Here is a 22063-nt window from a genome sequence, read left to right as displayed (position 1 = left end):
GGGTTTAATACAATACTGAAAGGCTACAGAAAAGATTTCAATTACTACAAATCCCTATCAGGGATTGAAACTCGTACTGCTGAACTTCAAAGGGAAGATCGATTATAATTTCAATTACTACAAATCCCTATCAGGGATTGAAACGTCTGTACCAGAACACCATCCAAGTATATACGATAATTTCAATTACTACAAATCCCTATCAGGGATTGAAACTGATCGCCTGTACCGGTTCTATAATCTATTTGAAAGATTTCAATTACTACAAATCCCTATCAGGGATTGAAACTTCTTTACACAAAGAACTAAGGTAATACTTCCTAATTTCAATTACTACAAATCCCTATCAAGGATTGAAACGCTTTGCTTTAATCTCGGCAATTCGTGATTCAAGATTTCAATTACTACAAATCCCTATCAGGGATTGAAACCAATGGACAGAAAGTCATCAATTAGCCGCCCAAGGATTTCAATTACTACAAATCCCTATCAGGGATTGAAACGTTAAGGTGCAAGCTTTGGTGTTACAGAGCTTGCACTGATTTCAATTACTACAAATCCCTATCAGGGATTGAAACCTGTACCGCCTCCTGGTAAGCCAGTTGGGATCATCATTTCAATTACTACAAATCCCTATCAGGGATTGAAACCCTATCGGGATGGAAGCCTTAATAAGTGAAGCTTAATTTCAATTACTACAAATCCCTATCAGGGATTGAAACATTGCAGCAGTAGAAGTCACAGACGAATAACTAGCTATTTCAATTACTACAAATCCCTATCAGGGATTGAAACATAAAGTAAGCAGCTACGTAGTACGGGCGATAGACATTTCAATTACTACAAATCCCTATCAGGGATTGAAACTAATGTTCTTAAACAATTAGCTGTATTAGCTAGTAATTTCAATTACTACAAATCCCTATCAGGGATTGAAACTTTGATCCTGAATACTCTCAACTATGTGGAGTAAAATTTCAATTACTACAAATCCCTATCAGGGATTGAAACATCAAGATTGGCTTAAAATAGGTAGAATTGTTAAAAAATTTCAATTACTACAAATCCCTATCAGGGATTGAAACCTTTAGATAGTAATATTAAATCTCATGGTAGCTCTACATTTCAATTACTACAAATCCCTATCAGGGATTGAAACGTGTTGGTGTGCTTTCGTTTCTTTACTCTTTCAGATTTCAATTACTACAAATCCCTATCAGGGATTGAAACCCATTTTAAATGCTGCAAGCAATAGTCGAAAAACATTTCAATTACTACAAATCCCTATCAGGGATTGAAACCGGAGCAATTAGCCCTTAATAAAGGCATCTTAAAGATTTCAATTACTACAAATCCCTATCAGGGATTGAAACTGGCAGTGATAGCAACTATGGGTTGTACATGGCATCATTTCAATTACTACAAATCCCTATCAGGGATTGAAACCTATAAACAGTAAAGGCTTATTTGCGTCTGGGGCTATTTCAATTACTACAAATCCCTATCAGGGATTGAAACAATAAAGAAGCAGCAATTATTAGCGCTACCAATACCTATTTCAATTACTACAAATCCCTATCAGGGATTGAAACCTTTTTTTCAGTGAATTGCTCAAAGATTGAAGCAATTATTTCAATTACTACAAATCCCTATCAGGGATTGAAACGGGGCAGAAACCATCGAAAAGCTTTGGATACTTTGGATTTCAATTACTACAAATCCCTATCAGGGATTGAAACATGCGATGCTTGAAGAAAAAGTATGTGACCCTTTTATTTCAATTACTACAAATCCCTATCAGGGATTGAAACGCTGAATTTCCATTCTCTTAATTCTTCAATATATATATTTCAATTACTACAAATCCCTATCAGGGATTGAAACGGATTTTGTATACCAACTTATCTCCATACTTACCAATTTCAATTACTACAAATCCCTATCAGGGATTGAAACTTAAATGATATACAATGCGATGAAAATGTAACTCCAGATTTCAATTACTACAAATCCCTATCAGGGATTGAAACTTGTTAACTGAAGAAATACCACCAAAAGTCTGTAAATTTCAATTACTACAAATCCCTATCAGGGATTGAAACGTGGTGTGCTGGGTTGTTGTTTCTCATTAGTTTACTATTTCAATTACTACAAATCCCTATCAGGGATTGAAACGTCAATTGCCAGAACCACAAGTTGGGCCGCAAACAGATTTCAATTACTACAAATCCCTATCAGGGATTGAAACTTAAGGTGCGTAATTAATAAGGGTTATAGCTAATATTTCAATTACTACAAATCCCTATCAGGGATTGAAACTTAATACACGCGCGCGATCTATATATATGTTCGTGTATTTCAATTACTACAAATCCCTATCAGGGATTGAAACAAAGGCATTCAATCCCACGAAGTGTATGCAAGATTATTTCAATTACTACAAATCCCTATCAGGGATTGAAACATTTTTTGAGGTACAAATAAAAAGCTTATAAAAAAGCATTTCAATTACTACAAATCCCTATCAGGGATTGAAACAAAAGCGATCGCCTGGATTTCTTGTAAAATTTTTAAGATTTCAATTACTACAAATCCCTATCAGGGATTGAAACTCTGCATATCTCTAACTTGCATTTGGGGCATGAGTATTTCAATTACTACAAATCCCTATCAGGGATTGAAACCAATTCCCTTTTTTCCATCTACTGAGCCAATGGAAATTTCAATTACTACAAATCCCTATCAGGGATTGAAACAGGGCAAAGATAACAAGCAAATAGCTATTCAATATTATTTCAATTACTACAAATCCCTATCAGGGATTGAAACGAGCTTTGCTGTTGCTAATAAACAAAGAGTAAATGATTTCAATTACTACAAATCCCTATCAGGGATTGAAACGCATAATATTCCGATTTCGCCTCATGACGATATGATTTCAATTACTACAAATCCCTATCAGGGATTGAAACAGCACTTTTGATAATTACCGGCTAGGGGTAATTCTCATTTCAATTACTACAAATCCCTATCAGGGATTGAAACGTGCTTTGATGAAAAGTCTTTATGTCTCGCGTTAGCATTTCAATTACTACAAATCCCTATCAGGGATTGAAACATTGATAACCGCATTTACAGAATAGCCAATAGTTGATTTCAATTACTACAAATCCCTATCAGGGATTGAAACAAATAATTGAGGCAGTAATTATGGATCGTATTCAAATTTCAATTACTACAAATCCCTATCAGGGATTGAAACAGCTACTTTATTAAATAAGGTACGCGATCGCACTATTTCAATTACTACAAATCCCTATCAGGGATTGAAACGAGCAAGCGAAAGCGCATCGCGTAAACTACTTGATTTCAATTACTACAAATCCCTATCAGGGATTGAAACCCTTGAACATTCATATCTGCGTGGATTCCAAAATATTTCAATTACTACAAATCCCTATCAGGGATTGAAACAGATCCATGATTTCTATAATACTGCAAAAGTTCGATTTCAATTACTACAAATCCCTATCAGGGATTGAAACTTGCAAATCTAGGAATAATATTAATGTCTACTCTAATTTCAATTACTACAAATCCCTATCAGGGATTGAAACGTACAAAAGAAATTTTAAGTGGAGAAGAAAACAAATTTCAATTACTACAAATCCCTATCAGGGATTGAAACGTGGCAAAAAGTACGCTAAATCTGGCTTTTCCAGCATTTCAATTACTACAAATCCCTATCAGGGATTGAAACATCACCTAAAAGAACTGTATAAACTTTCATCGGGAAAATTTCAATTACTACAAATCCCTATCAGGGATTGAAACGCTATGCCCAATTGCCATTTTTAGCATATAAATGTATTTCAATTACTACAAATCCCTATCAGGGATTGAAACAGAGCTATAGCCATAGCAGCAGCAGGAACACCAGAAAATTTCAATTACTACAAATCCCTATCAGGGATTGAAACAATTCTTCGCCTTATACCGAATTAATAGATGAGCATTTCAATTACTACAAATCCCTATCAGGGATTGAAACCTCTGCTTTTGATTCCTTTACAAGATTAGAAAATCATTTCAATTACTACAAATCCCTATCAGGGATTGAAACTTCTAGACTTGGATACGCTACCTACTTTCGGCGCAAATTTCAATTACTACAAATCCCTATCAGGGATTGAAACGTAAGGTGCAGCGCCGGGGAAACCAGAATCGTAGCCTGATTTCAATTACTACAAATCCCTATCAGGGATTGAAACTTAGCTGCCTGCCCTCCATCCAGACATAACGGTAATTTCAATTACTACAAATCCCTATCAGGGATTGAAACACAGGCAGTGCTATTTTTACTAAGACTTTAACCAATGATTTCAATTAATCCAAATCCCTATCAGGGATTGAAACTTAGTGCAACTCAGGGAGATATTCATCAGCGCCAATTATTTCAATTAATCCAAATCCCTATCAGGGATTGAAACAACTTGTCTATATCGGCATTAGAAGGATGCATGGTAATTTCAATTAATCCAAATCCCTATCAGGGATTGAAACATTGAGCGTCAAACCTTAGATCCAAACACTGGGATTTATTTCAATTAATCCAAATCCCTATCAGGGATTGAAACTACTATATCGATAGTTGCAGCCTGACCGCCTACAATTTCAATTAATCCAAATCCCTATCAGGGATTGAAACTCACCAATTATCAAATAATCAGAGATTAATTCAAGTATTTCAATTAATCCAAATCCCTATCAGGGATTGAAACCTTTTCTTTGGGGAGTCTTGGATTGCTATAGCCCTACAAATTCATATTAAGACATATAATAGAAAAACGAGAGTATCAAACAATACCTATGCCCGCCCCTTACAGTGAAGACCTGCGCCAAAAGGCGATTGCAGCAGTTGAGAGAGGAGAACGCAAAAGTGATGTGAGCCGGATGTTGCACATTAGTCGCAACACACTCGACCTATGGCTGAAGCGCAAGGAACAAACTGGCAACTGTCAAGCGATTACTCACTATCAACAGGGAAATCGACATAAAATCAGTGATTGGCAGAGGTTTCGTGAATTTGCGAAGCAACATGGAGGCAAGACTCAAGGGCAAATGGCTGTGTTGTGGGGCGAAGGGGTGAGTCAGCAGAACATCAGTGATGCCTTGCGTAAGCTTGGCTCAAGTCGAAAAAAAAAACCTATGGATACCGAGAGCGGGATGAGTTAAAACGTCAAGGATTTCAGGAGCAACTACAGACCTTATCTGCTGCTCAAATCATCTATGTTGATGAAGCAGGGATTGACAACCGAGATGACTATCCCTATGGTTATTGTGAGGTTGGACAACGCTTCTATGCTCTCAAACCTGGTAAGCGTACTGAGCGTGTCAGTTGGATCGCAGCACTACGCCAAGGGAAAGTGTTTGCACCAATGACATTTGTGGGTTCCTGTAACCGTAACTTATTCGAGATGTGGTTAGAGCAGTGTCTTATCCCTCAATTGCGACCAGGTGATGTTATCGTCATTGACAATGCAAGTTTTCATCACTCCCAGGCAATTGACGAGATTGTAGCAGAGGCGGGATGTGAGTTATGGTATCTTCCCCCCTATTCTCCAGACTTGAACAAGATCGAACATTGGTGGTTTGTACTCAAGAACTGGATGCGGCAGCGGTGGAACGAATTTGACAACTTTCATGATTGTGTAGATGCCGCCTTTAAACACTGTCCTAACGTGTTCCCGTAGCGCTATATCAATTATTTCAATTAATCCAAATCCCTATCAGGGATTGAAACTGCTGTTAAACGGGTTATCAATGGGCAGTCAGCCGAAATTTCAATTAATCCAAATCCCTATCAGGGATTGAAACGTATTTTAAAACTGTGCTTGGGAGATATAGCAGCAAATTTCAATTAATCCAAATCCCTATCAGGGATTGAAACTTCAGTTATTCTTGCCGATTGCTTTTGAGATCCGTATTTCAATTAATCCAAATCCCTATCAGGGATTGAAACTGTTGTCTCCTGACTCATTAAAATTTCATTCTTTATTTCAATTAATCCAAATCCCTATCAGGGATTGAAACCGGCATAATTTACGCTGGGGTTCGTATAACTTATTTCAATTAATCCAAATCCCTATCAGGGATTGAAACTAATTTTGGGAGCGCAACCACCGGGAAGTTGGGATTTCAATTAATCCAAATCCCTATCAGGGATTGAAACCCGCTCTAAAAAATGTGCGATCGCATTTAACTTTTATTTCAATTAATCCAAATCCCTATCAGGGATTGAAACATTACGCGATCGCATTGCGGCTAACTCCCAATCATTTCAATTAATCCAAATCCCTATCAGGGATTGAAACGAATCTGAGTAGAAAAACTCTAATCCAACGTCTAATTTCAATTAATCCAAATCCCTATCAGGGATTGAAACATAAGCTTACAGTCAAATACCGCTATTATCTTCAACAGTGAGCTTACAAGCTCAACAAAACCTTTCCCACCTGTCAATATGAAAGTTTGGTTATCTTGTTTTTTAGTGTTGTTTGCGATCGCTGAACTCTATCAATGGGCGCAAAATGTAACTTTACCACTGCCTTTTTATATTTTAGGCGGGGCAGTTTTGGCAGTGGCTTCTAACACAGATAAGCGCCTGGGCTTTTTGTTGCCGTTAAAAGATGAAGTATTGGCGCTCCTACATCCCAAAAAGCCCGAATAATTCTACCGTCCCATATTTCGCTTCATCTGCTCTAATTCGTCTTGAGTTTCCCAACGGCGAAAAGCATCATCTAAATCATCTGGTGCGCCGTAGGGTGTACGGGCTTGATTCCATCCGGCGGTTTCTAGGCGCTGAGAAGCCCCGTAACTATTGCGCGTTGCTTGAGACTCAGTTATTTTAGTTTGCACCTCTTGGCGGCGCTGCTGGATGCGTTTTAGGAGTTCTTTTGCTTGAGTGATGCGCTCTTTTATGCCTTGCATTTGTCCCCATCGTTGATTTCCTTCTCTTAGTAAGGTTGCTTCTCTTTGCTGGGCGGCTTCGGCTAAATCTAGCCTATTAGCGGTTTTTGCTTTTTCTACCCGAATATGCCAGCGTTGAATATCTTGCGCTTTGGAGAGAATTTCATCTTGGCTGCGCTTTTCTTGCAACTGTAATTCAGCTATTAGCCTTAAAGTATCTTCTTCCTGTTCGCGCAACTGTTCTAAAAGTGCTTCTAACTCTAAGTGAGGATTATTTTTTAAAAATTCTTCTAAACGACTTTCAAGAAAACGGCTGAAATCATCAAATAATCCCACTTTTAGGACTCCTCAGAGTAAATATTTTAGGCTAAAACGGTTGAATGTGCTTTGCGATCGCGAAACTCTAAATAAACAAGCAAAGCATTCACATCGGCGGGGTTAACTCCACCAATTCTAGAAGCTTGACCGATAGTTAAAGGTTTGACTTTAGATAGTTTTTCTCTTGCTTCTTTAGAAAGAGTTTCAATGGTTGAGTAATCCAAATCTTCTTTTAACGGGCGATTGGCATGACGGGAAATTGCATCTATTTGGTGTTGCTGGCGTTGCAAATAACCAGAATACTTAATATCAATCTCTGCGCCTGCTTTTTCGGCGGTGGTAAGGGTGGGGTTATCTAGTCCGTAGGTTGCCAAATTAGCGTAATGGAAGCCGGGACGACGCAGCAAGTCAGCCAAAGTAATTGAGTTTTTGATTGCTTGTTGGATGTCTGAGGCAATTAATTTAGCAATATCGCTATGTTCTTTAAGGCGCGTTGAGTGCAACCGTTCTTTTTCGGCGGTAATGTTAGCTTGTTTGCGGGTGAATAATTCCCAAAGGCGATCGCTAACTAGACCAATTTTTCTTCCTACAGGTGTCATACGTTCGTCGGCATTATCCGATCGCAATAATAACCGATACTCCGAGCGACTTGTCAGCATTCTGTAAGGTTCTCTTAAATCTTTAGTACACAAATCGTCGATTAATGTACCTAAATAACTGTGTTCGCGGGGAAAAATCACCATTTCTTGATGTTGCGAATATTTCGCCGCATTAATTCCCGCCACAATCCCTTGCGCTGCTGCTTCTTCGTAGCCTGTAGTCCCGTTAATTTGCCCCGCACAGAATAAACCTTGAACTTTTTTGGTCATCAAAGTTGGATAACACTGGGTTGCAGGTAAATAGTCGTATTCCACCGCGTAAGCTGGGCGTAGCATGACGCAGTTTTCTAATCCTGGCAAAGTCCGCAGCATTTGCAACTGGATAGGTTCGGGCAAACCTGTAGAAAAGCCTTGTATATAAAGTTCGGGAATGTCGCGCCCTTCAGGTTCGATAAAAATTTGATGGCTTTCTTTATCGGCAAAACGGACAATTTTATCTTCAATACTGGGACAATATCGCGGCCCTTTAGAATCCACCCAACCGCCGTAAACTGGGGATAAATGCAGATTATCTCTAATTATTTGGTGAGTTTGGGCAGTAGTACGAGTAAGATAACAAGGCATTTGCTCTCTTTCTACCCATACATCAGGGTCAAAACTAAACCAGCGTACTTCCTCATCGCCGGGTTGGGGTTCTAACTTGCTGTAATCGACAGACTTTTTATCTACTCTTGCGGGAGTCCCAGTTTTTAACCTTCCAGTTTCAAACCCTAGTTTATTCAAGGTTTCGGTCAATCCTTCGGCGGCAAATTCTCCCGCTCTTCCCGCAGCCATTGATTTATTACCTACCCAAATTTTTCCGCCCAAAAATGTCCCTGTAGTCAAAATAACGGCACTCGCTTGAAAAGCTACACCAAAATAAGTCTCAACGCCGACTATTTCATCATTAGCGCCAATAACTAAATCCGTTACCATACTTTCGCGGATGGTGAGATTCTCCTGGTTTTCAACAATCCCTTTCATTACTTGGGCATATTCGCGCTTGTCTGTCTGCGCCCGTAATGCCCACACCGCAGGCCCGCGAGAGGCGTTTAAGACGCGCTTTTGTAGGTAGGTGCGATCGCTTACTCTCCCAATTTCGCCGCCTAAAGCATCTACTTCATGGGTTAATTGTGATTTAGCTGGGCCACCGACGGCGGGATTGCAAGGTTGCCAAGCAATTTTGTCTAAGTTAAGAGTAAGTAATAGGGTACGACAGCCCAAACGGGCAGAGGCTAGGGCGGCTTCACAGCCTGCATGACCGCCGCCAACTACGATGACATCAAAAGTATCTTGAAATTCAGGGAGCGTCATTTTTCTAAAGGAGACTTATTTTTAATTTTAAACCAGGCACAACCAAGAGTAGGAATCAATCTCCAGCTAGACTAAATTGCGATCGCCGCAAGGGAGAATAAGTAGGGGCGCAATGCATTGCGCCCCTTCAATAAAATAGAGCCGAGTAAAAATCAACTTATAGCAGTAATTTGTTACAATACTTAATGGTCGCGGTAGTGCGGTTATATATTCATGAATGTTAAGAACGATTTAGTAGAGCTTCCAGTTGATGCACCAGGACAATTAGTTTTAGTTAAACCATCAGAACTTGAGGCAGATTTAAACGGGCATAAAAGCTTAGAACCTGAAATTGAAGTAGTTAAGCCAGAGTTGTTACGCTATGACCCGGAAGCCATAGCCGCCCATTACAAAAAAAAACCGCTAGAAGTATTAGGACGGATTTTTACAGTTATATTTCCTTCTGTAAGCTTTGCGCTGGGCGTATGGGGGGATAAAAAAAGAGGAGTAGGCGATCGCAATCAACAAAAGCGCGCCGTTCAGCTAAAAGAATTATTAACAAAATTAGGCCCAGCTTATATCAAAATCGGGCAAGCACTGTCTACTCGTCCCGATTTGGTGTCCCCCGCCTATTTGGAAGAATTGACACTCTTGCAAGACCAGATACCGCCCTTTGCAAATGAAATTGCTTACCAGTTTATTGAAGAAGAATTAGGCGATCGCCCAGAAAACATTTATGCTGAATTGTCACCCGAACCAATCGCGGCAGCTTCTTTGGGGCAAGTATACAAAGGTAAGCTAAAAACTGGCGAAGTTGTGGCGGTTAAAGTCCAACGTCCCGACTTACAAGAAACTATTGCTGTAGACTTGTATATTTTGCGCCGGATGGCAACTTGGGCAAATAATAATATTAAACGCTTGCGGAGCGATTTAGTTGCAATTTTAGATGAGTTTGGCGAGCGCATCTTTGAGGAGATGGACTACATCAACGAAGGTGAAAACGCCGAACGATTTGCCAAGCTTTACGGACACTTAAAAGACGTTTACGTGCCAAGAATCTATTGGAAATATACCCACCGTCGCGTTTTAACGATGGAATGGGTAGTTGGTACTAAACTAACTCAAGTAGATGCCATCCGCGCGCAAGGAATTGATGCTAGATACATTATTGAAGTTGGGGTGCAGTGTTCTTTGCGTCAGTTGTTAGAACATGGCTTTTTTCACGCCGATCCTCATCCAGGAAACTTGTTAGCTACTCCTGACGGACAATTAGCTTATTTAGATTTTGGGATGATGAGCGAAATTAAGCCCTATCAACGCTATGGATTGATTGAAGCAGTAGTTCACATGGTAAACCGCGACTTTGAAGGTTTAGCCCGTGATTATGTAAAGCTCGACTTTTTGACACCAGATACAGATTTAACGCCAATTATTCCAGCTTTGGCGCAGATTTTTGGTAATGCTTTAGGCGCTAGTGTGGCGGAATTAAACTTTAAAAGCATTACCGATCAATTGTCAGCGTTGATGTATGAGTATCCTTTCCGCGTACCCGCTTACTACGCTTTGATTATCCGAAGTCTCGTTACGTTAGAAGGGATTGCAATTTATATTGACCCCAACTTTAAAGTCCTTAGCGAAGCCTACCCTTATATTTCTAAGCGATTATTGACCGATCCTGCTCCAGAGTTGCGGGAATCGTTGCGGGATTTGCTGTTTAAAGATGGACGTTTTCGTTGGAATCGGTTGGAAAACTTGCTCAAAAATGCTCGTAGCAGTGACGAATATAACTTAAATAAGGTACTTGATGAGACTTTAGAGTTTTTGTCTTCTGAACGCGGGGCTTTAATTCGCAATAACTTAATAGATGAACTAGCTAAAAGCGTAGATGCTTTGAGTAAAGACGCTTTGAATAGTGTTACTAACAATTTGCGCGATCGCTTATTTAATACTCCTTGGGCTAAACCTGTCGCTATGGCAATTATCCCCACTCCCCCCGCTAATATCGAACAAGAACAAACCCTTGAACATATCAAGCGCATTTGGAGTATTTTGCAAGAAACACGCGGCTTTGACGCGACAAAAGTTAGTTCTCAAATTCCGCAATTGCTATCTAATCCAGGAGTACAGCAAATAGGGAGACAAGTTGCGGGGCGTTTGGCGAGTAAAGCGATCGCGCGTTTGATTCGAGAAACCTTAGTTAAAAGCGAAACTAACGGAGTTGCCAAAACTGCGGTAATTGTTAAAACCTAATAGAGTCATTACCAATTACCCATTAGCTTCAGCAGAATTTTCATTCTCTTTATCGCGTTTAAAACTTTCCTCTAACGCCTGGATTTGTTCGCGCCTAGCTTCTACCTCTAGAGAACGTCGCGCCAAATCCTGATTTTGCAGTGTTAAGGACTGTCGCCACTGTTCGGCTCTTTCGGTTTCGGCTTTTAAAAAAGCTGGAGTAACGCCGCTTGTTAGGTAAGTTTTGACTAACTCTAACACCCAACTTTTAGCATCTTGAATGCTTTGCATTTCTCCATTAGGAGATAGTTCAACTAAAACTAACACGCCTTCTTGTAATGGGAAGTCTTCAACAACACTAATTATTTTTCCTTGTTCGTCTACTTCCCATTTGTAGGTGCTTTGTTGATGAGCGATTAGACGTAATTCTACTTTTCCCGACAATTTTGGTTTGAGAACTTGGGCTAGGTATAACATAGGTTTTGGGGGCGCTAGGTGCGCCCATAGTGGTTTAGTCTAAGTTGCCAAGGCGATCGCGCAGTATTTGGGCTTGTTTTTCAGCCTCTTGTAAGTTGTCTCGGATAGTCTTAACTACTTCTTCCGGGGCTTTTTCGACAAATTTAGGGTTATTTAGGCGATTAGAAAGAGATTGTATTTCTATTTCTACTTTAGCCAATGCTTTTCTCAATTTTCCTCGCAATGCCTCGGTATCTACAACACCTGCTAGAGGAATTAAGAGTTCTACCGTCCCCACTACTCCAGAAATGACATTTCCTAAAGAGTCTGTAGCTTGTTTTGGTAGAACTTCCAAGCTTTCGGCTTTGGCTAAGTCCAAAATGTGAATTTGTCCGATGCGAGTTAGGGTATCGATTTCGCTGGCATTTTCACTTTGCAATATTACCCGAATTTTTGCCCCTGGCTTGATATCTCCTTCGGCGCGGAGGTTACGAATTTTGCTAATAGTAGTAGTAATTAGTTCAAAATTATGTTCTAATTCCAAGTCGATTAGCGCCTGATCTGGTTGAGGATACAACTGTAATCCTAAGAAGTTGCGATCGCTACTTTGAGTCAGAGTATGCCAAATTTCTTCGGTAATATGGGGCATAAAGGGATGTAGTAGTTTTAAAATCCCCTCTAAAACGTAAGCAAGAGTTTGTTGTACTGCTTTACGGGAAGTTGATTCCGGTTGCAGGCGAGATTTGACTAATTCAATATACCAGTCGCAAAAGTCCCCCCGGATAAATTCGTACAAACTTTTTGCAGCTTCTCCCAAACCGTAATTGTTAATGCGATTACTTATTTCAATTACTGCTTGATGGAAACGCGACAATATCCACTTATCGGCGCTTTCTAAGCCCGTCTCCGGTTGTCCCAACTGCTGCGGGGTCAAACCGTCCAAATTCATCATCACAAACCTTGAAGCATTCCATAGCTTGTTAGTAAAGTTGCGACTTGCTTCTACGGCGGGAGATTCGTCAGTTTTGCGGTTATATTCTAGGCGGATATTTTGACCCGCTCCGGCGACTTCTTTAACCAACGTATAGCGCAAAGCATCCGTACCGTACTTATCAATTAGCAATAATGGATCGATGCCATTATTGGATGACTTGGACATTTTTTTACCGTTTTCATCCAATACTAGCCCGTGAATATAAACATCTTTAAACGGCATTTCCCCAGTAAAATGGCCGCCTAACATAGTCATCCGCGCCACCCAAAAAAAGATAATGTCAAAGCCTGTAACTAAGGTAGCTGTAGGGTAATAAGTGGCTAAGTCTTGAGTTTGTTCTGGCCATCCCAAGGTTGAAAAAGGCCATAATCCAGAGGAAAACCAAGTATCCAACACATCAGGATCTTGCTTTAATTGCACATTTTGCCCAAACTGAGAAATAGCTTTTTCTTGCGCTTCAGCTTCAGTTTTAGCGACTACAAAGGGCGTATTATCGGCAATTTCGCCACCTGTCTCGCTAACAGCATACCAAGCGGGGATTTGATGACCCCACCATAGTTGACGAGAAATGCACCAATCGTTTAATTTAACTAACCAATCGCGGTAAACTTTCGTCCAGCGTTCGGGGATAAATTGAGGAGAAGATTTATTGTCTAAAAACTCTAGAGTTTTGTCAGCTAAAGGACGGATTTCTAAAAACCACTGAGTAGATAGTAATGGTTCAATCGGTACTTTACCGCGATCGCTATAAGGTACAGAATGCTTGTAATCTTCTACCTTGACTAGAAAACCCTCAGCTTTTAAACGTTCTACTACTTTTTTTCTAGCTACAAATCGATCTTGACCTTGAAAATCTCCCGCATTTTCATTTAGCGTCCCGTCTTTATTCATAATATTTATCATTGGCAATTCGTGACGCTGACCCATAGCAAAATCATTAGGATCGTGAGCGGGAGTGACTTTCACGCAGCCAGTACCAAAAGTAGGATCGACAAATTCATCTGCAACGATGGGAATTTCGCGCCCGACAATGGGTAACTTCAACATTTTGCCAATTAAATGTTTATAGCGATCGTCATTGGGATTGACCGCTACCGCCGTATCGCCTAACATGGTTTCTGGGCGAGTTGTAGCTACTTCCACAAAACCTGAATCATCTACAAACGGATAGCGGAAATGCCATAAATGACCGTCTACTTCTTGCTTTTCTACTTCCAAATCTGAGACCGCCGATTGCGTTGCGGGACACCAATTTACCAAATACTTACCGCGATAAATCAGCCCTTCCTCAAACAACCGCGTAAATTCTTCTATTACCGCCTTGGATAACCCTTCATCCATAGTGAAACGTTCGCGCGACCAATCTACCGAAACGCCCAAACCCTTGAGTTGATTAACAATCGTTCCCCCGGATTGGGCTTTCCACGCCCAAGCTTTTTCTAAAAACTTTTCCCGTCCCAACTCCTGACGAGTTTTACCTTCCGCTTGTAACTGTTTTTCTAAAACTGTGTGGACAGCAATACTAGCGTGATCGATTCCAGGAAGCCACAAAGTATTACGCCCCTGCATTCGGTGGAAGCGAATTAAAACATCAATTAAGGTACTTTCAAACGCATGACCCATATGCAAACTTCCCGTCACATTCGGTGGTGGAATCACAATACAGTAGGGTTCGCCCCCGTGGTTAGGGTCAGCTTTGTACACTTGATAATCGTCCCAATACTTCTGCCATTTGGGTTCGGCGATTTTGGGGTCGTAAATGATGGGTAAGTCGTTAATACTGGCGGTCATGGCAGAAATACTAAGTTAAAAAAGCTGTTATTAAGATTTTGACATATACGCTAGGCAGACATTAAGGTAAAGAGGCGCAAAAAGTAGGGGCGCAATGCATTGCGCCCCTACAATTGTGGCTTTTTAAAACCTTTTCATTAACGCGATAGCGCAAGCGCGCACGCGGGGCTTTGCACCTAATTACACTTGGGCGGCAATTTTGGCTTCTGTGGCGGTCAATCGTTCGTAAGTTGCCCGCATTTTTAAACCTGTCAATACTTGAAATAATCCCGTTCCATTGTTTGAACCTGGATATTCGCGGTGTTGCAGCAATAAATGGGTCATTTCTCCTTGATACTTGGTAGAAGTTTTGCTCAAGTGAGTTTCTAGATAAATTACTTCGTCTAAGTTATCAAATTGACCGTCTACTTCTAAAACAGACACATTATCTTGACTGTAAGGATCTGGCCCATAATACATTTGCATCCCTGGGTAAGAACAAGTAAGCTTGCGTCCACAAGGTGTCCAATGAATAGTTGAACCTTCGTCAAACAAGTAAACTGGCTCTAAGCCTTCTATCCCTTCACGCTGAATCATTCTGACACGCAATACTTTGCGATCTTTGTCTTCTTTTAGTAGTTGGGTAGGCAATACTTGAATTACTACGTCAGCAAATTTTTTCTGTGGTTCAATGTAGGCTGTAAAGTCTGGACGACGAGAATTGATCGCCGCTAGTACGTCTTCGTAGCGATGACCTCTTTCTTCCATGTCGCGCTGAATTTTCCAAGCAATTTTGACTTCATCGCTAATATCTAAATACACGCTGAAATCTAACAAGCTTCTGACTCTCTCATCGTACAAAGGATGTAACCCTTCTACTACGATGATGTGATTTGCCCCTATATGCTCTGGTGGATCTATTTCTCCGGTTTCGTGGTTGTATATGGGCTTATTGATTGCTTGACCGTGCTTGAGCGCTTTGAGTTGCTCGTACATCAAATCGAAATTATTTGCTCTAGGATCTAAGGCAGTTATTCCTGTCTCTTTGCGCTGTTTGCGATCCAAACTGTGATAGTCATCTAAACAGATTACCGTCAAAAATTCTTCCCCAAATAAGTCAGATAACCGACGCAAAAAGGTGGATTTACCAACCCCTGAATCCCCCGCAACTCCAATTAATACCACTCTATCCGGCGAACTTGTCATAGCTTTCCTCTATCAACAAAATGATTCATTCAATAAGTTTTCTATACTGTACGTCTGTAGCTATTTTTTCTCGACCTAGGCGGTTTTGAATAAATAGCGACTCAATAAAGCAACACGCTATGCTTTATTTTTTCGTTCTCCATTGCTGGCGAAGTCAAGTCACTAAAGAGCTACTAGACCATTTATGCGGTATGCGTTTACCGCAAAATTGCCTTTCTCTAGGGAAAAACAATTAAATTGTGCTGTGGTAAGTATTTACTACTATTGTTATTGTAGATTTTACCAAAATAGGATCTCTCTTACAATGCCCAAAGCTCAAGCTTTATAGTCTGCCTTATCTACTTATGCTAAGGTTTTGTTGCACATTTTTATAAAAAAAACTAAACTAACGCTTTTTTCGATTTCTCGATCAAACCTTACGGACTTTCCCTACCAGCGCTTTAAGGGTCGGGTATCCGGTATCATAAGTCTGATAGCAAGGCTCGAAATTTTCATAAGTTAAGTAGGGTTCGGAGAAATTTAAGCAATGTATAATTCAAGCGCCGCAGATAGGGCAGCTAATACCGAAGCTGGTAGCCGTGTCTTTGTGTACGAAGTAGTAGGCATCCGTCAAAACGAAGAAACGGATAATAGGACTCCTCCAATTCGTAATAGTGGCAGTATTTTTATTAGAGTGCCTTATAGCCGCATGAATCAAGAAATGCAGCGCATCGCTCGCTTGGGCGGAAAAATTGTCAATATCCACCTTCAAGAAAATGTAGATCAACCCAACGGTCAATTAACATCATCTGAAAGTAAGGCAAATAATTCTTCTCCAACTGCTAAGAGCGAACAGAATAATTCTTCAGCATCGGTAGAAAATGAGTTAGCGCCCGAAAATGCAGAAAAAAAAGGCAAGCCCATGACTCAAGCAAAACCAAAAGCTGATAAACACAAGGATGTTCCGGTAAATATTTATCGCCCTAATGCTCCTTATCTCGGTCAATGTATCTCTAATGAGGAGTTAGTGGGGGAAGGTGGTATTGGTACAGTAAGACACTTGATATTTGACATTTCTGGCGGCGACTTGCGTTACCTTGAAGGTCAAAGTATTGGGATTATTCCCCCAGGTACAGACAAAAACGGCAAACCAGAAAAATTACGGTTGTATTCCATTGCATCGACTCGTCACGGCGATCGCGTTGATGATAAAACCGTTTCTCTGTGCGTCCGTCAGCTAGAATACAAGCACCCCGAAACAGGCGAAACTATCTACGGCGTTTGTTCTACTCATCTGTGCAAAATAGAAGTAGGAACAGAAGTTAAAATTACTGGGCCCGTTGGTAAGGAAATGTTGTTACCCGAAGACACAAACGCAAATGTAATTATGTTTGCGACAGGTACGGGCATCGCTCCCTTTAGAGCTTATTTATGGCGGATGTTCAAAAAGAACGAACAAGAAGCCAACCCCGATTATAAGTTTAAGGGTTTAGCGTGGTTAGTTTTTGGGATTCCTACTACTCCAAACGTTCTGTATAAAGAGGAGTTAGAGGAAATGCAGGCGCAGTATCCCGACAATTTCCGCTTGACTTATGCAATTAGCCGCGAACAAAAAAACCCCGAAGGCGGCAGAATGTATATTCAAGATCGAGTAGCAGAACACGCTAAAGATTTGTGGAAGTTGATTCAAAAGGAAAATACTCACACCTATATTTGTGGTTTAAAAGGTATGGAAGGTGGTATTGACGAAGCGCTATCGGCGGCGGCTGCTGAAGATGGTGTAAATTGGATGGAATACCAGAAAACCATGAAAAAAGCTGGTCGCTGGCACGTAGAAACGTACTAAATCCTTAGCAGATTCACAAACATTAACCGTAGGGGCGCAAGGCATTGCGAAGGCATCTTTTGGGAAGAATCTTTCTTCCCAAAAATGTCGCCCCCTACAACGTTCGCAATCGATCTAATTATTGAATTTGTAGGGGTGTATGGTAAATACGCCTCTACAATAGTTTTTGGTGATATTGGTAACAGATTGTGGCTTTTAAAGTAGGAATCTTGGGCTTAGGGACGGTAGGTACAGGTACAGTTCAACTGCTATTAGATCCTACTGGTCGTCAGGCGTTGCTAAAAGAAGTAGAAGTATACAAAGTTGGGGTAAAATCCCCAGATAAAACCCGTGCTGTAAGTTTGCCAACGGCAGTAGTTACTACAGACTTAGAGGCAATTGTTAAAGATCCAGCCGTAGATATAGTTGTAGAGTTGATTGGCGGCTTAGAACCTGCGCGAAGTCTAATCTTACAAGCAATCAATAACGGCAAGCACGTTGTTACCGCCAATAAAGCCGTAATTGCCCGTTTTGGCGATGAAATCTTTACAGCAGCCAATGCCGCCGGGGTATATGTGATGTTAGAGGCGGCTGTAGGGGGCGGCATCCCAGTTATTCAACCATTAAAGCAATCTTTGAGTGTAAATCGGATTACGGCAGTTACAGGCATTGTTAACGGGACGACAAATTATATTTTGACGGCAATGCGCGATCGCGGTAGTGATTTTGCCGAAGTATTAGCCGAAGCTCAACAACTAGGATACGCTGAAGCCGATCCAACCGCCGATGTAGATGGATTAGATGCCGCCGATAAAATTGCGATTTTGGCTTCTTTAGCCTTTGGCGGACGCATAAAGTTACAAGATGTTTACTGTGAAGGTATCCGCAATGTCAGCAAAGCAGATATAAATTATGCTGAAAAACTAGGTTTTGTAATTAAATTACTTGCCATTGCCAAAAAAGCCCACTCTAGCAACAGTTTATCTTTGCGCGTCCATCCGACTTTAGTACCGCAAAGCCACCCTTTAGCCAGCATTAACGGGGTGTACAACGCCATTTTGGTAGAAGGCGAACCTCTGGGACAAGTAATGTTTTTTGGGCCAGGAGCGGGGGCGGGAGCAACGGCTAGTGCAGTAGTATCGGATATATTGGCGATCGCTGCAACATTAAAAACTGGTACTACTAAACCCCATCCTTTGATGAGTTGCTCTCATCAAGAATATTGTGAAAAAGCACCGATGGAAGACCTTGTAACGCGCTTTTATGCTCGTTTTCTCACTCAAGATCATCCGGGTGTAATTGGAAAATTAGGTACTTGTTTCGGTAACTGTGGTGTTAGTTTAGAATCAGTGGTACAAACAGGTATTCACGATAATTTGGCGGAAATTGTGGTTGTAACTCATGATGTCCGTGAAGGCGATTTTAACGCTTCTTTAGCAGAAATTCGGGCTTTACCCGCCATAAGTAGCATTGCTAGTTTATTAAGAGTATTGTAGAAAAACCTACCCAAAAGAGGTATCGCCGAAGCCCTAGATAGTGGCTTAATTTGGCTATATTCTTTTGCTGTTAATATGACAAATTCTTTACCGCCCGATCCTTCGTCATCGGACAAAACACCTTTAGGCTTTGATGATTTTATCGGAATTTTGGTTGCTTTTAGCGCTATAGGCGGGATTCTCTGGTGGTCGCTATCTCGCAACCCCGAAACTTTAAACCTCGATCGCATATTATCAGGTAGCGAAGTCAATACCATTCCTTTACTTGTACCGTCTCCCAATGACGAAAGTATTCCTGTACCGACCTTAGCACCTAGTGTTAGCTCTTCTATTGCCCCTGTTGAAGTCCCACAGATGCGATCGCAAGTTCCAGTTGTAGTCGTACCCAATACAACCGTTGCAGCCTCTCCAACTCCAAGAGAAGGGACGGCGGTTACTTTTATTGATGTTCCCCCGGATTACTGGGCGCGTCCCTATATTCATGCTTTAGCCGCCAGTGGGGTTGTTAATGGCTATGCTGGGGACTATTTTCGCCCGAATCAAACCATAACTCGTGCGGAATTTGCCGCATTGTTGCAAGATGCTTTTGATAATCAGTCTGTCCCAGGGATAACGAAATATCAAGATATTGAGTCTAATTTTTGGGGGATTCCGGCAATTAATAGCGCCACAAATACCGGGTTTTTACAAGGCTATCCGGGAGATGTTTTCCGCCCAACTCAAGAAATTCCCAGAGTGCAAGTTTTGGTAGCGATTGCTAGTGGTTTAAAACTTCCGGCTGCTGCTAATTCTCAATCAGTTTTGCCATCTTACGGGGATGCTAACGAAATTCCCAATTATGCGAAAGATAAAGTAGCTGCCGCAACAAATGCCGGACTTATAGCCAATTATCCCGATCGCAATATCCTAGCACCTAACCGTAATGCTACCCGCGCTGAAGTGGCGGCGATAATTTATCAAGCAATGGTACAACAGGGGAAATTACAGCCAATAGAGTCGCCCTATGTAGGGAATACTAAATAAAAATAAGCGATCGCACTTATTGTATGTGCGATCGCTTATTTATTTAAAAAAGTACGCTATTTATTACACTTGTTGACTGCCAACTACTTTTCCTTTCAATTTTTCAATTTCTTGCGCCAATTCTTGACGATTTGAGGCTTGAAGCAAGTAGCGGTTGATAAACCATGCAGAATAAGCAATTCCAATTAGTTCAAAAGTTGGTGCTAAGAGGGGAATATCGTTTAGAGCGTCAATTACTGCAAGTACAACTTTAACAGTAATAATTGCCGCAAAAATTAATCCCAAGCTAGTGATTGGTTGCTTGTAACTTTCCCAAAAATTGCCGATTATTTCGGGTAATTGAGCTAAAAATCCTGAAACTTGAGAGCCTACCTCTGTCCATTTATCTTCTGTATTTGGCTCTATAGTAACCATAGTTCCTGGGGCTGATACCTTAATATTTTGGGTATCGGTGTATTCTTGTTGTTGCAGTTGGGATTCCATAATTTTTTACTAGGTTGATTTTTGGATAGGGACAACGCCCAGATCGTTTAGTAGGCGATATCTTGGCTATCAGCACCGCCTCGAAAAGAGACAAAACGGTTTTAACTATTGTTTTACCTTACTTGCTCTCAAAAAAGGATTCATCAACTTCAAGGTAGATAGCGCTAGTAGTAAAAACTAAAGTTTCTATTCCTAGAGTGAATGCCAGTACCTTAGTCTTGAATCTTAATTTGATTAGAGCATGGTAGTCCTTGTTCAAAGTCAGAGATATTTGACAAAGTGGTTTCAGCAATACTTTTTAAGGCTTCAGCAGTGAAAAACGACTGATGTCCGGTGATTAGAACATTGGGAAAGGTTAATAGACGCTCAAAAAGATCGTCTTGAATCACCGCACTTGAGAAGTCCTCAAAAAATAAATCTCCCTCCTTTTCATAAACATCTAAGCCAAGATAGCCGATTTTACCTGATTTTAAGCCAATAATTACCGCTTTGGTGTCAATTAAAGCGCCGCGACTTGTGTTGATTAGCATAGCACCTGTTTTCATTTGCGCTATAGTTTTGGCGTTGATTAGGTGATGAGTATCAGCAGTTAAAGGACAATGCAAACTAATAATATCCGCCGCCGCTAGTAATTCAGAAAACGATACATATTCTAGAATTTTGTTATCTGGAGGCGAATTATCGTAAGCCAACACTTTGCAACCAAAACCAAGCAATATTTGGGCTGTAATAGTGCCAATTCTGCCTGTACCTACGATCCCCACTGTTTTACCATGAAGATCGAAGCCTAAAAGCCCTTCTAAAGAAAAATTTCCCTCGCGGACGCGGTTGTAAGCGCGAGGTATGCGCCGATTGAGAGCGAGAATTAAACCTATAGTATGTTCGGCGACAGCATAGGGAGAATAGGCGGGTACGCGGACAACAGTTAGTCCTAACTCCTCGGCTTTTACTAAATCTACATTGTTGAAACCCGCCGATCGCAAAGCAATCAATTTTACGCCCAAACTTTCCAATTTGCTAAGAGTTTGAGCGTTTAATTCATCGTTGACAAAAGCGCAAACCGCTTGCGAACCTGTAGCTAATACGCTAGTTTCGCAACTTAAACGGGGTTCAAGAAAAACTAACTCGTGTTTACTTTGCGTGTTAGCAGCTTCTAGAAAAGTGCGATCGTAAGACTTGGTGCTGAAGACAGCAACTTTCACTTGTGTACCTCCAGCTTATTGTTGTAGATGTCACGTAAAAATATCTGTAGTTAAATTAACCGCCAGCCGCAAAAGTCGCCATAATGATCACCGATAGCAAAATCCCAGGGGAAAGTAGCAGTACCAGCATAAATAAATCGTGGGGAGTCATAATTAGCTTTTTTGTTACGGTATCAGTTTTA

The 22063-nt window shown here is 40.9% G+C and carries 13 protein-coding genes and 2 CRISPR repeat arrays (1 of these 15 running past the window's edge); of the genes, 6 read left to right on the top strand and 7 right to left on the bottom strand.

Annotated elements, in window-relative coordinates; translation table 11 throughout:
- A CRISPR array of direct repeats spans window positions 1-4781; the repeat unit is 37 nt; unit sequence ATTTCAATTACTACAAATCCCTATCAGGGATTGAAAC (it extends 3792 nt beyond the left edge of the window).
- A gap of 88 nt (window positions 4782-4869) precedes the next feature.
- Both SYN7509_RS29325 and SYN7509_RS26450 read left to right on the top strand, forming a co-directional pair.
- Window positions 4870-5753, top strand: a protein-coding gene (locus SYN7509_RS29325) for an IS630 family transposase (protein ID WP_148297905.1) whose coding sequence is annotated in 2 segments (ribosomal slippage) — window positions 4870-5196 and window positions 5199-5753 — 882 coding nt in all. Because the reading frame shifts where the segments join, the coding sequence is not laid out codon by codon here.
- Window positions 5754-5765: 12 nt separating this feature from the next.
- Window positions 5766-6445: direct repeats of the CRISPR family, unit length 37 nt.
- 78 nt (window positions 6446-6523) lie between these two features.
- A complete protein-coding gene (locus tag SYN7509_RS26450; RefSeq protein WP_038021033.1) occupies window positions 6524-6730 on the top strand; it encodes a hypothetical protein in 207 nt (68 codons plus the stop codon).
- Window positions 6731-6732: 2 nt separating this feature from the next.
- Here the strand turns inward: SYN7509_RS26450 and SYN7509_RS0219290 are convergent, their stop codons facing one another.
- Complete coding sequence (locus tag SYN7509_RS0219290; RefSeq protein WP_009631223.1) at window positions 6733-7305, bottom strand: TIGR04376 family protein; 573 nt, start codon at window positions 7303-7305, stop codon at window positions 6733-6735.
- A 26-nt stretch (window positions 7306-7331) separates the two neighbouring features.
- A complete protein-coding gene (gene mnmG / locus SYN7509_RS0219285; RefSeq protein WP_009631222.1) occupies window positions 7332-9239 on the bottom strand; it encodes a tRNA uridine-5-carboxymethylaminomethyl(34) synthesis enzyme MnmG in 1908 nt (635 codons plus the stop codon).
- A gap of 213 nt (window positions 9240-9452) precedes the next feature.
- On the opposite strand from mnmG, the gene SYN7509_RS0219280 reads away from it, so the two are divergent.
- On the top strand, window positions 9453-11468 hold the full coding sequence (locus SYN7509_RS0219280) for an ABC1 kinase family protein (protein WP_009631221.1): 2016 nt from the start codon (window positions 9453-9455) through the stop codon (window positions 11466-11468).
- A 15-nt stretch (window positions 11469-11483) separates the two neighbouring features.
- On the opposite strand, the gene SYN7509_RS0219275 is transcribed toward SYN7509_RS0219280, so the two are convergent.
- The 3 genes from SYN7509_RS0219275 to SYN7509_RS0219265 all read right to left on the bottom strand — a co-directional run bounded on the left by SYN7509_RS0219275 (window position 11484) and on the right by SYN7509_RS0219265 (window position 15873).
- A complete protein-coding gene (locus SYN7509_RS0219275; RefSeq protein ID WP_009631220.1) occupies window positions 11484-11924 on the bottom strand; it encodes a hypothetical protein in 441 nt (146 codons plus the stop codon).
- A 34-nt stretch (window positions 11925-11958) separates the two neighbouring features.
- Window positions 11959-14688 carry a valine--tRNA ligase gene (locus SYN7509_RS0219270; protein ID WP_009631219.1) on the bottom strand — a complete coding sequence of 910 codons (2730 nt, stop codon included), beginning with the start codon at window positions 14686-14688 and terminating at the stop codon, window positions 11959-11961.
- Between the two features lie 180 nt (window positions 14689-14868).
- Window positions 14869-15873, bottom strand: coding sequence for a phosphoribulokinase (locus SYN7509_RS0219265; RefSeq protein WP_009631218.1), 1005 nt, complete (start codon window positions 15871-15873; stop codon window positions 14869-14871).
- A 526-nt stretch (window positions 15874-16399) separates the two neighbouring features.
- On the opposite strand from SYN7509_RS0219265, the gene petH reads away from it, so the two are divergent.
- From petH to SYN7509_RS0219250, 3 genes are all read left to right on the top strand, one after another.
- Window positions 16400-17698 (top strand): ferredoxin--NADP reductase, encoded by a 1299-nt coding sequence (gene petH / locus SYN7509_RS0219260; RefSeq protein ID WP_009631217.1) that lies wholly within the window; start codon window positions 16400-16402, stop codon window positions 17696-17698.
- A 188-nt stretch (window positions 17699-17886) separates the two neighbouring features.
- Complete coding sequence (locus tag SYN7509_RS0219255) at window positions 17887-19173, top strand: homoserine dehydrogenase (protein ID WP_009631216.1); 1287 nt, start codon at window positions 17887-17889, stop codon at window positions 19171-19173.
- Window positions 19174-19248: 75 nt separating this feature from the next.
- Complete coding sequence (locus SYN7509_RS0219250) at window positions 19249-20196, top strand: S-layer homology domain-containing protein (protein WP_009631215.1); 948 nt, start codon at window positions 19249-19251, stop codon at window positions 20194-20196.
- A gap of 63 nt (window positions 20197-20259) precedes the next feature.
- Here SYN7509_RS0219250 and SYN7509_RS0219245 read toward each other — a convergent pair whose 3' ends face one another.
- Window positions 20260-20679: a CAAD domain-containing protein gene (locus SYN7509_RS0219245; protein ID WP_009631214.1), complete on the bottom strand. Its 420-nt coding sequence runs from the start codon at window positions 20677-20679 to the stop codon at window positions 20260-20262.
- Between the two features lie 212 nt (window positions 20680-20891).
- Entirely contained in the window at window positions 20892-21881 is a 990-nt protein-coding gene (locus tag SYN7509_RS0219240; RefSeq protein ID WP_009631213.1) for a 2-hydroxyacid dehydrogenase, read from the bottom strand.
- Window positions 21882-22063 lie beyond the last annotated feature (182 nt).

Origin of the sequence: Synechocystis sp. PCC 7509, from assembly GCF_000332075.2 — a bacterium.
In the GTDB taxonomy this organism is placed as follows: domain Bacteria; phylum Cyanobacteriota; class Cyanobacteriia; order Cyanobacteriales; family Chroococcidiopsidaceae; genus Aliterella.
The sequence above is the reverse complement of the archived record's forward strand: the minus strand, read 5'-3'. Positions and strand labels throughout refer to the sequence as shown.